The following is a 12,824-nucleotide window of genomic DNA, read 5'->3' on the forward strand; positions in this document are numbered from 1 at the left end:
TTACTGTTAACAATGGTTTTGCGGGAACCTTTAGACCTAAGTAGAAGAAAATCAGTAAAGTTTGAAGTTATGAAAATATTTAATATATCGTGTGGGCCAAAAAAAATCCCACCCGCTTTGGCGAATGGGATGTAAGACTTTTTGCTGTTAACCTTTATGGGAAGATCCCCAACTCGGCATAGCTGGTGCCTACTTTATTAATAGCTACCACGTAGGCGGCTGTACGCATATCAGGTATTTGCGGATTCTTTTTCCAAACCTCCATGATCTCGCGGGTAGCGGTGATCATCGTTTCTTCCAAACCACTGCGAACCAGGTCTACCTCTTCAGGGCCATGCAGGATCAACTCTTTTTCCTTTCCGTTCACTTTCTTGCCTGTAAGGCTTTCAATTTGCCCCAGGATGTGTGTGTTGAGGTTCTCTGTAAAGCGTTTTTCCATCCGGCCATAACGCACATGGCTAAGGTTCTTCAGCCATTCGAAGTACGATACCGTAACACCACCGGCATTGAGGTACATATCAGGTACCACCAGGATGCCTCTTTTCGCAAATATTTCATCAGCCTCAGGGGTGAGCGGTCCGTTGGCGGCTTCGCCAATGATCTTTGCTTTTACATTGGGCGCATTGGTGCCATTGACCACATTTTCCAATGCAGCAGGGATCAGGATATCGCATTCCATTTCCAGCGCATCGGTATTTTTGGCAAAGTTGGTACTGCCGGGGAAATTTAATATGGAGCCTTTTACCTTGCGGTGTTCTACTACTTTATCTACATCCAGTCCATTCATATCGTAAATAGCGCCTTCCCATTCACTCAATCCAACAATTTTGGCGCCGTGTTCCTGGAAGAACTTAGCGGTGTGGTAACCTACATTACCTAAGCCTTGTACAACTACCCGTTTGCCTTCCACGCCAACCGGTAAACCTATTTTGTCCATCACCTCTTTCATCGACAACACTTCGCGCAAGCCATAGAAAACACCCAGCCCGGTTGCTTCGCGACGGCCGCGTACACCACCTTGTGTAACGGGCTTTCCGGTTACGCAACCCAGAGCATCTATTTCGCCGGGGCGCATACTTGCATAGGTATCAACGATCCAGGCCATTTCACGTTCGCCGGTTCCATAATCAGGAGCGGGTACGTCAATGCCAGGTCCAATAAAATTCTTCTTAATTAGTTCTGAGGTATAACGCCGGGTAATTTTTTCCAGTTCATAAGGCGTATACTTTTTGGGGTCGATGGTGATGCCGCCTTTGGCGCCTGCAAACGGAACGTTTACGATGGCACATTTGTACGTCATCAGGGCGGCGAGGGCCATTACTTCATCGAGGTTTACGGAAAGGGCGAACCGAATACCGCCTTTACAAGGCAGTTTGTGATGAGAGTGTTGTACGCGATAAGCTTTGATCACTTCTATCTTATCGCCAATTTTTACCGGGAAATGCATGCGGTATACGGCATTGCATTGTTTGATCTGTTCCAGGATACCGGGATCCCAGGTGGTGAATTGCGCGGCTTTATCGAAACTCTTTTCCACCGCGCCAAAAAAACTGTAATCTGACATGACTAAGCTGTTTTTGTTTATGTATTGAGCAGTATATAGCAAGCTAGTGGCTAGTAGTTAGTGGCTAGTAGGGTTTTAGCCCGCCACTTCCCCATTGCCTTTATCGCTTATAAAGAATGCCAGTAAGTATGTGGAGAGTGTCTTATGAGAAATCCCACTAGCCACTCGCCACTTACCACTAGCTCTTTTCGAGCTTTGAAATTTTTCTGTCGAGCCGGATCACGTACAGGAACAAACCGACCAGGATAGTTACAGCCACTACCATCACCACGTAGATCTTGTTACCGGTATACAAACCGGTAGGTGTTCTTTCAACATTATGCACAGTATCCTGGGCATTGGCCAGTAATTGGACAAATAAAACGATCATGGTTACAATTAGTTGCTTCATACTAAAAATTAAGCGGTGTGTTTTTTCTCTTCCAGTAATCGAACGCGTAGCCGAAGGGTGGAGATCCAGGTGGCTAAAAGTGTCCAGCCCAATACGCCGGGCCAGAATACAAGCTTCAACGTGGCGTCGAGACTGTTGCCACCCATACCCGGGTTGCCTTCTGATCCTTTACCGCCAGGGTGCAGAGATTCTGTTAACCGGGGTAAGATCAGGATCATGGGTATATAGATAAAATAAGCGAATATGTTATAAACCGCCGCCACCCGGCTTCTTTTATCAATATCGGGCATGGAATTACGCAATACAAAATAGGCTACATAAATAAGCAGTGCTATGGCAGCGCCAATTTGCTTGGGGTCGTTGCTCCAGGCTGCTCCCCAGGTATAATTGGCCCAAATGGCGCCGGTGATCAATCCCAGGATGCCAAATACGGTTCCGGTACGGGCAAATTCTGTGGCGTAAATGTCGTAAACAGGATCGGGCTTGCGCAGGTATTTGATGGAATAAACCAGGGAAACGGTGATCAGCCCTAACTGACCGAACCACATGGGCACATGAAAGAAGAAATTGCGCATGCTCTCGTACAGGTTGCTGTTTACATAAGCTGTTTCATGCGGGAGCGGTACCAAAAGACCTGCAATAAAAGTATAGAGCAATAGTATAATAGTCAGTATTTTCCACCAGTACTGGCGCATAGAGTCCTGTAGTTTATTGTATGATCATTGGTACCTGAAAAGCAATCGAATAACCCAATAATCCGAAATAGGTGGGGCAAAATTAGGGGAAAGGAGGCAAGTTTCCAGTTCCCGGTTTCCAGTTTCCAGGGCCCGGTAACCGGCATCTGGTAACCTGTAACCAGCTTCAATCTTTCCAGAGAAAAGGAAACAGAATAATAGCCAGTACAATCACCAGTATATCAAGTGCAACCAGTAATAATATTATTTGTAATAATCCGGCTTGTATCACATCGGCAAAAGCGGTGTTCGACATGCGCATCAGTAACAATACCTGCGGAATAATTAATGGAAAGCCCAGTATGGCCATCAGAGCGGCACCCTGGCGTGCACGGGCAGCAATAGCGGCCAGAAAAGTAAATACCAGGCTCAAACTACAGCCGCCAAGGCAAACAAAGCCTACGAACCGAAAAGGGTTTTGCAGCGGATTACCCATCAGCAATTGAAATAACAACAGGCTAACCAGGCTCATGAGTATCATTAACCCGGCATTGAATAATAATTTGGAAAGAATAAAATCGCGCGCGCCGGCAACTGTATAAAAGTATAACATCCGGCCCTGGCTTTCCTGCAGAAAACTTTTGGCTACTGCATTCACACAAATAAACAACTGTATCATCCAGAACAGCCCGTTCCACACTTTTTCTTCAGGCTGGTTCATGGCCAGGTATAATACAAATATGGTTGACGCTACATATAGTAAAATGCCATAAAAAGTGTATTGCTGCCTGATCTCGAGCAGCAGGTCTTTTTTTACTAAAGCCAGTATGTGCTTCAATTGACTATTATTTACTTTTTAACATGTTAAATTGTTAATTCATCTCCTCTCATAATAACATTTCCTGCAACGCGGTTCGTACAGGTCCTTTTCGCCCAGCAAAACCTGCGTAGTATTCGCTTGTTTACGATAGGAATAATTGGCAATTGTGCCGCATTTTACGCAAATGGCGTGCAGTTTGGTTATGTAATCGGCCTTAGCCAGCATAAATGGTATTTGCCCAAATGGTTTACCGGTATAATCCATGTCTAAACCGGCAACAATTACCCGAATTCCTTTGAATGCCAACTGGTCGCAAACATCCGGTAACTGATCATCGAAGAATTGCGCTTCGTCGATGCCAATTACATCCGCCTCCCCATGCAATAATAATATGGTTTGGGAGTTATCAATAGGAGTACTCAGAATGGCGTTTTCATCGTGTGATACGATGTTCTGCACATCATACCGCACATCTATCTTAGGCTTAAAGATTTCTACCCGCAGGTTGGCGATCTTTGCCCGTTTTAGTCTCCGGATCAATTCTTCGGTTTTTCCGGAAAACATAGACCCGCAAATTACTTCAATACTGCCCCGGCGTTCACCCGATATATTAGGTTCTATAAACATCTTAACGGAAATAGGTACAATAATTGTTAACTTTATCAATTAACTCTAACCATAAAAAAGTACCCGCTTATTATGGAACGTTTAGCACAACTTATTGGCAAATTAAATGAACAATTTGCACAAAATGCCGATCCGTTTCAACTATTAGTGACTACCCAATTAATTGAAACAGAATTGGTACAGATGTCGACGTCCACACACCGAACTGTTAACTCCAGCAAAGTGGCAGTGGTGATGCCGGCGGCTAATGGTCATAGCTATCAAAACCGACATACAGCGGATAGGCCTGCAGTGGAAGAAATAGCCACCCCGGCGGTGGTCCCTGTGGTTGTGGATAACCCCGTGGTTGAAGAGATCCCCGCAATGGTAAGCACTTCTGCTGTGGTGAATGGCACTGTGGAAAAAAATAACGGTCATACTGGCCATAACGGCGCCAATGGCCACCATCACGAAACCGAACTGGTCGAAAACGGTTATAAATTTGATCCCCTGCGGGAAATTCCTACCCTTGCCCATCAACAAGCGGTAAAAGAACTGAATGAAGCAATGGCAACCCGGGAGGCCTCCCTTAATGAAAAGTTAAAAGAAGAAGTGAAGGAAGTAGCCCATGTGTTGAACGATGCACCGGTTCGCGACCTGCGCCGCGCCATTGGCATCAACGACCGGTTTGTGTTCATCAGCGAACTGTTCCGCAACGACGAAGTGATGTATGAACGCAGTATAAAAACCATCAATAGTTTTCGCATATTGCCCGAGGCCCAGTACTGGATTGAAAGAGAATTGAAGGTAAAACTGGGTTGGGATGAAAATAAAGAAAGCACCCGCCACTTTTATCAACTGGTTAAAAGACGGTTCTCCTGAATGTACTGCATCACCCTGTCTGTGGCTCCTTTATTATTATAAACGTAATTACGGGCCGCCTGGCAACCTGCCTGGTATGCGCTGGTATCTGTGAGTAGGTCATTGAACGTTTTTTCCAGTTCAAGGGCCGTATTGATCACAAATGCGCCGCCCTGTTGCGCCAGTTCAACAGCTTCAATGTATTTGTCGTACACAGGGCCAAATACCACCGGTTTGCCATATACCGCCGCTTCCAGTACATTATGTACGCCATCATCGCCAAATCCACCACCTACATAAGCAATAGTAGCGTATTGGTACAGTTTAGATAACATGCCAATGTTATCAATGATCAATGTATTGGGCGGGGTGCTGTTCAACTGCCGGTTCCTGGGAACGGGTACCGGTGAATCGGAAGTTGGTAATTTCGAGAACCGGATACTGTTTTTAAATAACTTCTCTATTTCTTTCAGGTGTTCCTCGTTTATTTCATGCGGCGCAATGATAAATTTTATATGAGGATTGGTATTGGCAAAATGGTCCATTTCTTCTTCATCTTCGGGCCAGGTGCTTCCGGCAACAATAACCTGGCTGTTTCCACAAAACTGCTCAATGGCATCAATTGGTTTGAATTGTTCGGCTATCTGTACCACCCGGTCGAAGCGGGTATCACCGCTGATGCTTACATTATTGGTAAAGCCAATAGTTCCCAGCAGTTGTTTGGACTTGGGTGTTTGCACAAACAGGTGATTGAAACTCTCCAGCATATACCAGTGCAACCGGCCATACCATTTAAAGAAAGGCTGGTCTTTTCGAAAAATGCCTGAGATCAATACCAATGGAATGTGCTTTTTCTTTAATTCGGTTAAATAATAAAACCAGTATTCGTATTTGATCCATAACACCAGGTCGGGCTGCACCAGGTTGATGAACTTGCGGGCATTGGCTTTTGAATCCATCGGCAGGTACATCACATAATCGGCGCCGGAACTGTTTTTGCGCACTTCATAGCCGCTGGGGGAGAAGAAGGTAAGCAGGACCTTAGTGTGGGGGTATTGTTGCCTGATGGCTTCCAGCACTGGCCGGCCCTGTTCAAATTCGCCCAGGGAAGAACAATGCATCCATACCAGTTTCCGGATACCGGTTTCCAGTTGCCGGGCATTGCCGGCTGTATTTTCTGCTTCGCTTTTGGCGCCGGTTGAATCAATTTTCGGTGTTCTTTTATGGCCTTTTGTTTTACTTGTTTCGCCTTCTGCGTTCTGCATTAAGCGTTCTGCATTAAGCGTTTCCTGTAACTCAGTCCATATATCCCTCCGGCCATTGAGCCATAAACGGGCTTTAGGGTTCCAAAGGGCGGTAACACGGATTCCAATAGAATATAAAAACAAAAAGATATTATAAATAAAAAGGTGCACGGTAATAGTTTGGATTCAAAAAAACAAATGTCGTTTTTATCGTGAGAATTGTCAAATAGCGCTACCCAATAAAACACATTTCCATTCGGCACTAAATTTACACCACAATAAATTTACATATGGTTGTGCCTTCCCGCGTTCTGTGTTGCCGCACCTACGGATGTGCTTGCTAACACCATTTTTTTGCAGTACGTTTGTGCCCATTTTGACTAAAAAAGGAATAGTATGCAGCCCATACAAATGGTTGATTTAAAGCAGCAGTACGCAAAAATTAAAACCGAGGTAGATTTAGCTATTCAGGAGGTGATAAACACCACTTCTTTCATACATGGAAAGGCTGTTCAGGACTTTGCTGCCGGGCTGAGCAAATACCTGGGTGTAAAGCATGTTATACCTTGTGCCAATGGAACAGATGCCCTGCAGATTGCTTTAATGGCATTGAACCTGCAACCGGGCGATGAAGTGATCACCCCTTCTTTTACTTTCATTGCAACCACAGAAGTTATTGCCCTGTTGCAATTGAAACCTGTTTTTGTAGAAGTAGATCCAAAAACATTTTGCATTGATCCCATAGCTGTTGAAAAGGCCATTACGCCTAAAACAAAAGCAATTATACCGGTTCACTTATATGGGCAGGCGGCTAATATGGAAGCTCTCCTGGAAATAGCCAATCGTCACAACATTCCCGTTATTGAAGATAACGCCCAGGCTATTGGCGGCGATATCCGTTTAAGCAATGGTACCGTAAAGAAAACCGGCACCCTGGGAACTATAGGTACCACATCCTTCTTTCCCTCTAAAAACTTAGGTTGCTTTGGTGATGGCGGCGCTCTTTTTACCAATGACGATGCGCTGGCTGAAGCATTGAGAATGGTTGCCAATCATGGTATGGCGAAAAGATATTACCATGATCGCGTTGGCTGCAACAGCCGGCTCGATTCCATACAGGCTGCTATCTTAAATGTTAAGCTGCCGCATTTGGATGAATATATTGCCGCACGTCAAAGCGCTGCAGAATTTTACGACAAGGCCTTTGCCAATCACCCAAAGATCACCGTTCCGTACAGAGCGCCCTACAGCACCCACGTGTTCCATCAATATACGTTGTTGCTCGAAGGTGTAGATCGCGATGCCCTGAACCAGTTCCTGGCCGGGCATGGTATTCCGTCTATGATCTATTATCCTGTACCTGCTCATCGCCAGAAAATGTTTGCGGCCTTTGGTGGCGCTACATTTGAGTTGAAAACTACCGACTGGTTGACTGAACGTGTATTATCCCTACCTATGCATACCGAACTGAGTAATGAACAACTCCAGTTCATTACCAGTAAAGTATTGGAGTTTATTAATAAACAGTAACCTTATTTGCATTAAGGCACTATTAAAACATCCTCAAAATGAAAATTGCAGTAGTAGGCACGGGCTACGTAGGGTTAGTAACGGGAACCTGTTTTGCTGAAACAGGTAACGATGTAACATGCGTAGATATCGATAAAACAAAAGTTGAAAAACTCTCTTCCGGTCAAATAACTATTTATGAGCCAGGACTGGAAAAATTATTTCTGCGTAATGTGAAAGAAGAACGGTTACGCTTTACCACCAGTTTATATGAGGGCGTGAAAGATGCCGAGATCGTTTTCCTGGCATTGCCAACACCGCCGGGTGAAGATGGAAGCGCCGATTTGAAATATATCCTTGGCGTAGCCAAAGACCTGGGCGAACTGATGACCGATTATAAAGTGATCGTTGATAAAAGCACTGTACCGGTAGGTACGGCTGAAAAAGTATACGCAGCGATTTCCAAAACATACGTAGGCGATTTCGATGTAGTATCGAACCCTGAGTTCTTACGCGAAGGGGTAGCGGTGGAAGATTTTATGAAGCCCGACCGCGTGGTGATCGGCGCTTCTTCTGAAAGAGCCCGCAAAGTTATGGGTGAGCTGTATGCGCCGTTTGTGCGTTCAGGCAACCCCATTATTTTCATGGACGTTCGCTCAGCCGAGCTTACCAAATATGCCGCTAACTCGTTCCTGGCTACCAAGATATCCTTCATGAATGAAGTAGCCCAGTTGTGCGAGCGGTTAGGCGCCGATGTTGACATGGTGCGCCGGGGTATTGGCAGTGACGATCGCATTGGTAAACGCTTCCTGTTCCCGGGTATCGGTTACGGTGGAAGCTGTTTCCCTAAAGACGTGCAGGCATTGGTTAAGTCATCCAACGAAGTGGATTATGATTTTCAGATCCTCAATGCGGTAATGGAAGTAAACAAAAAACAAAAGCTGCACCTGCTTCCCAAGATCAAAAAGTTTTTTAAGAATGATCTGAAAGGAAAGCGGTTCGCATTGTGGGGATTGGCGTTCAAACCCAATACCGATGACATTCGCGAAGCTCCGGCTTTATATATCATTGATGAACTGGTAAAAGAAGGCGCCCGTGTTTGTGCGTATGACCCCGAAGCGATCAATAACGTGCGCAATTTGTTAGGCAATAAGATCGAGTATGCCGAAAATCAATACGATTGCCTGGAAGGCGCTGATGCGTTGATCATTGCCACCGAGTGGAATGAGTTTCGCACGCCTAACTTCCTGAAGATCGTAACAGCACTTAAAAATAAAGTGATCTTCGACGGGCGCAACCTGTTTGAAACCGATGCTATTAAAGAATTAGGATTTTACTACGAAAGTGTGGGCCGGGCTGTAGCTGTTCCTGCCACTGGTGTTAAACATTAATAAACTACCTGTTTCTATGTCTAAGAAAAGAGTATTGATCACCGGGGCTGCCGGTTTTTTAGGTTCACACTTATGCGACCGCTTTATAAAAGAAGGCTTCCATGTTATTGGCATGGACAACCTGATCACGGGTGATCTGCGCAATATTGAACATTTATTCAAGCTGGAACATTTTGAATTTTATCATCATGATGTTTCGAAATTCATTCATGTTCCCGGCGAGCTGCATTATATTTTACATTTTGCTTCTCCTGCCAGTCCGATCGACTACCTGAAAATTCCTATTCAAACATTGAAGGTAGGATCGCTGGGCACCCATAATTGCCTGGGCCTTGCCAAAGCAAAAGGCGCACGCATTCTGGTAGCCTCTACTTCAGAAATTTATGGCGATCCGCTGGTGCATCCGCAAAACGAAGAATACTGGGGTAATGTAAACCCGGTAGGACCCCGCGGTGTGTATGATGAAGCCAAACGTTTTCAGGAAGCAATGACCATGGCGTATCATACGTTTCATGGTGTTGAAACCCGCATCGTACGTATTTTCAATACCTACGGCCCACGGATGCGATTGAACGACGGTCGCGCCCTGCCGGCATTCATTGGACAGGCATTACGCGGCGAAGACCTGACCGTGTTTGGCGATGGGTCGCAAACAAGAAGCTTTTGTTTCGTAGACGACCTCATTGAAGGAATATACCGGTTATTGATGAGCGATTATCATTTGCCTGTGAATGTTGGTAATCCTGATGAAATTTCGCTGAAAGAATTTGCCGAAGAGATCATCGCGCTTACAGCCACAACACAAAAAATTGTGTACAAACCGCTGCCGGTGGATGATCCCAAGCAACGGCAGCCAGATATTACCCGGGCGAAAGAGATCCTGGGCTGGATCCCTAAAGTAAGCCGTAAAGACGGATTGAAAGTAACCTACGAGTATTTTAAATCATTGCCGAAAGAAGAATGGTTTAAACAACCGAAAGAGTTTATTGCTAAGGCCTAACACAAAACGCGGAACGCTTAACGCTGGGAAAAATGCGTTAAGCATTTAGCGTTAAGCGTTCCGCATTATTTATATTCTATGAGTTCCTTTTCAAAAACAATCATGGTCACTGGTGGGGCCGGGTTTATCGGTTCGCATGTGGTGCGGTTATTTGTAAATAAATATCCCGATTATTTGATCGTGAATGCCGATGCATTGACCTACGCAGGCAACCTCGAGAACCTGAAAGATGTGGAAAGCGCTTCCAATTACCGGTTCGAAAGAGCTGATATTACGGATGCGGCTGGCATGGAGGCTTTGTTTGATAAGTATGCATTTGATGCCGTAATTCACCTGGCGGCGGAAAGTCATGTAGACCGTTCGATCATCGATCCGCTGGCGTTTGTAAAGACCAATGTATTGGGTACGGCTACCTTGCTTAATATCGCTCGTAAGTATTGGACTAAATCAGCTAATAAAATGGAAGGGAAACGTTTTTTCCACGTTTCCACTGATGAAGTATATGGTTCATTGGGTGAGGAAGGGTTCTTTACGGAAGAAACCGCCTACGATCCCCGTTCACCCTATTCGGCTTCCAAAGCATCATCAGATCATTTTGTAATGGCATACTATCATACGTATGGCTTACCGGTGGTAATGAGCAACTGTAGCAATAATTACGGTTCATACCATTTTCCTGAGAAGCTCATTCCATTAATGATCAACAACATTAAGAATAATAAAACGCTGCCTGTTTATGGTAAGGGCGAAAATGTGCGCGACTGGTTGTTTGTTGAAGATCATGCAAGGGCTATTGATACGATCTTTCATAAAGGAAAAACAGGCGATAAGTATAATGTCGGCGGCTTTAACGAATGGAAGAACATTGACCTGGTGCATCTGTTGTGTAAAATAATGGATACCAAACTGGGCCGGCCCGAAGGTACTTCTGCCAAACTCATCACCTATGTAACAGACCGCCCCGGTCATGATTTGCGGTATGCCATCGATGCTACAAAACTGAATAAAGAACTGGGCTGGGAACCATCGCTTCAGTTTGAAGAAGGCCTCGAAAAAACAGTGGACTGGTACCTGAATAATGAAGATTGGATAAAACATGTAACTTCGGGCGATTATCAGCATTATTATGAAGAACAGTACGCGAAGAGATGATAAGTAATATAAATTTCTGACCTGCCTGCCGGCAGGCAGGTTTCGGGATTTTGAGATTTCGGGATTTAACTGGAGACTTCAAAAACTGAAGCACTCAAAATCTCAAAATCAAAAAATCAAAAAATCTCAAAATATAAAATAGTGCCTTTTATAGATACAGGATTTCCAGGTTTATTGGTTTTTGAACCTATGGTATTTGATGATAGCCGCGGATTTTTTTACGAAGCATATAATCAGAAAATCTTTGGCGGTGCAGGAATTGAAAATCAATTTGTACAGGATAATCAATCCCGCTCAACGTACGGCGTTATCAGGGGATTGCATTACCAGGTTCCGCCCTTCGCCCAGGCAAAACTGGTGCGTGCATTGGTTGGTTCCATCCTCGATGTAGTAGTTGATATCAGGAAAGGCTCACCCACTTACGGTAAAGTATATTCTATTGAATTATCGGCTGATAATAAAAAGCAGTTATTTATTCCTGCCGGCTTCGCACATGGTTTTTCTGTGCTCAGTGATGTGGCGGAAGTAATGTATAAATGCGACCAGTTTTATAGCAAGGTCAATGAACATGGCATTTTATACAATGACCCGGCATTGCAAATAGATTGGAAAATTCCTTTAGAGCAGGCTATTGTGTCGGAAAAAGACATCATACTTCCTGTGTTTGCCAATTGCGTGAACCCTTTTGAATTTAATGGATAATTGTCGTTTATGTCGCAACCAGTTATTTTAGTGACCGGCGCCAATGGACAGGTAGGACAGGAGTTGCGGGTATTGGCGGCATCGCATCCCTCATTTGATTTTATTTTTACTACGCATGAAAATATGCCGGTGAATGACGAGGCTGCTGTACAGAAAGTATTTGCAGAACATCGCCCGGCCTACTGTATAAATTGTGCAGCGTATACGGCAGTAGATAAAGCAGAAACCGAACAGGAGATGGCCTTCCAGGTGAATGCAGAAGGCACGCGTATGCTGGCCGCCGCCTGCAAAGCATATGATACGCGGTTCATTCATATTTCAACAGACTATGTATTTAACGGCCAGTCGCCCGTTCCATATAAAGAAGACGCACCTACCGACCCGGTGAACCTGTACGGCGCTTCCAAGTTAAAAGGAGAGCAGCTTTGCCTGCAAACAAATCCCCATGCCATCATCATCAGAACGGCCTGGGTATATTCATCCTTTGGTAAGAACTTTGTAAAGACCATGATGAAGCTGATGCAGGACCGGTCGGCCATCAATGTGGTGAACGACCAGGTTGGTTCACCAACATATGCAGCAGATCTTGCGAAATGTATACTACAGATAATTGCCAATTGTAAATTGTCAGTTGCCAGCTGGTTTCCCGGAATTTATCATTACAGCAACCAGGGCCGCATTAGCTGGTATGATTTTGCGGTTGCGATAAAGGAGTTAACAGGTAGTGCGTGTGTTGTAAATCCCATTCCTTCCGAACAATTTCCTACACCGGCCAAAAGGCCTTCTTTTTCTTTATTGGATACAGGTAAAATTCAACAAACATTTCAATGCGCTATTCCTGCATGGAAAGATTCATTGCAGCAATGTATTAAGCTGTTAGCTTAAAAAGAAAATGCCCCGACTAAGGTCG

13 protein-coding genes are annotated in these 12,824 nt (G+C 44.8%); 7 read left to right on the forward strand and 6 right to left on the reverse strand.

Annotated elements, in window-relative coordinates; all coding sequences use genetic code 11:
- Nucleotides 1–154: 154 nt before the first annotated feature.
- The 5 genes from FAM09_RS28080 to FAM09_RS28100 form a co-directional block, all read right to left on the reverse strand.
- Nucleotides 155–1,564 carry a Glu/Leu/Phe/Val family dehydrogenase gene (locus FAM09_RS28080; RefSeq protein WP_136580489.1) on the reverse strand — a complete coding sequence of 470 codons (1,410 nt, stop codon included), beginning with the start codon at nucleotides 1,562–1,564 and terminating at the stop codon, nucleotides 155–157.
- Between the two features lie 178 nt (nucleotides 1,565–1,742).
- Entirely contained in the window at nucleotides 1,743–1,955 is a 213-nt protein-coding gene (locus FAM09_RS28085) for a CcmD family protein (protein ID WP_136580490.1), read from the reverse strand.
- Nucleotides 1,956–1,963: 8 nt separating this feature from the next.
- Nucleotides 1,964–2,650, reverse strand: coding sequence for a cytochrome c biogenesis protein CcsA (gene ccsA, locus FAM09_RS28090; protein ID WP_136580491.1), 687 nt, complete (start codon nucleotides 2,648–2,650; stop codon nucleotides 1,964–1,966).
- A 166-nt stretch (nucleotides 2,651–2,816) separates the two neighbouring features.
- Nucleotides 2,817–3,467 carry a heme exporter protein CcmB gene (locus FAM09_RS28095; protein ID WP_136580492.1) on the reverse strand — a complete coding sequence of 217 codons (651 nt, stop codon included), beginning with the start codon at nucleotides 3,465–3,467 and terminating at the stop codon, nucleotides 2,817–2,819.
- 39 nt (nucleotides 3,468–3,506) lie between these two features.
- Nucleotides 3,507–4,076, reverse strand: coding sequence for a thymidine kinase (locus FAM09_RS28100; protein ID WP_136580493.1), 570 nt, complete (start codon nucleotides 4,074–4,076; stop codon nucleotides 3,507–3,509).
- A 72-nt stretch (nucleotides 4,077–4,148) separates the two neighbouring features.
- On the opposite strand from FAM09_RS28100, the gene FAM09_RS28105 reads away from it, so the two are divergent.
- Nucleotides 4,149–4,937: a hypothetical protein gene (locus FAM09_RS28105; protein WP_136580494.1), complete on the forward strand. Its 789-nt coding sequence runs from the start codon at nucleotides 4,149–4,151 to the stop codon at nucleotides 4,935–4,937.
- On the opposite strand, the gene FAM09_RS28110 is transcribed toward FAM09_RS28105, so the two are convergent.
- Nucleotides 4,910–6,331 (reverse strand): 3-deoxy-D-manno-octulosonic acid transferase, encoded by a 1,422-nt coding sequence (locus FAM09_RS28110; RefSeq protein ID WP_136580495.1) that lies wholly within the window; start codon nucleotides 6,329–6,331, stop codon nucleotides 4,910–4,912. The two genes, FAM09_RS28105 and FAM09_RS28110, sit on opposite strands and share 28 nt — an antisense overlap.
- A gap of 225 nt (nucleotides 6,332–6,556) precedes the next feature.
- Here FAM09_RS28110 and FAM09_RS28115 point away from each other — a divergent pair, with 225 nt between their 5' ends.
- The 6 genes from FAM09_RS28115 to rfbD all read left to right on the forward strand — a co-directional run bounded on the left by FAM09_RS28115 (nucleotide 6,557) and on the right by rfbD (nucleotide 12,799).
- The gene (locus FAM09_RS28115) at nucleotides 6,557–7,690 is read left to right on the forward strand and encodes a DegT/DnrJ/EryC1/StrS family aminotransferase (protein ID WP_136580496.1); all 1,134 of its coding nucleotides are present in this window, start codon (nucleotides 6,557–6,559) and stop codon (nucleotides 7,688–7,690) included.
- Between the two features lie 38 nt (nucleotides 7,691–7,728).
- The gene (locus FAM09_RS28120) at nucleotides 7,729–9,060 is read left to right on the forward strand and encodes a UDP-glucose dehydrogenase family protein (RefSeq protein ID WP_136580497.1); all 1,332 of its coding nucleotides are present in this window, start codon (nucleotides 7,729–7,731) and stop codon (nucleotides 9,058–9,060) included.
- 16 nt (nucleotides 9,061–9,076) lie between these two features.
- Nucleotides 9,077–10,060 carry a UDP-glucuronic acid decarboxylase family protein gene (locus tag FAM09_RS28125; protein ID WP_136580498.1) on the forward strand — a complete coding sequence of 328 codons (984 nt, stop codon included), beginning with the start codon at nucleotides 9,077–9,079 and terminating at the stop codon, nucleotides 10,058–10,060.
- A 78-nt stretch (nucleotides 10,061–10,138) separates the two neighbouring features.
- The gene (rfbB, locus tag FAM09_RS28130; protein ID WP_208025670.1) at nucleotides 10,139–11,212 is read left to right on the forward strand and encodes a dTDP-glucose 4,6-dehydratase; all 1,074 of its coding nucleotides are present in this window, start codon (nucleotides 10,139–10,141) and stop codon (nucleotides 11,210–11,212) included.
- 141 nt (nucleotides 11,213–11,353) lie between these two features.
- Complete coding sequence (rfbC, locus tag FAM09_RS28135) at nucleotides 11,354–11,914, forward strand: dTDP-4-dehydrorhamnose 3,5-epimerase (protein WP_136580499.1); 561 nt, start codon at nucleotides 11,354–11,356, stop codon at nucleotides 11,912–11,914.
- A gap of 9 nt (nucleotides 11,915–11,923) precedes the next feature.
- On the forward strand, nucleotides 11,924–12,799 hold the full coding sequence (gene rfbD, locus FAM09_RS28140) for a dTDP-4-dehydrorhamnose reductase (RefSeq protein ID WP_136580500.1): 876 nt from the start codon (nucleotides 11,924–11,926) through the stop codon (nucleotides 12,797–12,799).
- The last annotated feature ends 25 nt before the right edge of the window (nucleotides 12,800–12,824 follow it).

Origin of the sequence: Niastella caeni (assembly GCF_004834005.1) — a bacterium.
Lineage (GTDB): Bacteria > Bacteroidota > Bacteroidia > Chitinophagales > Chitinophagaceae > Niastella > Niastella caeni.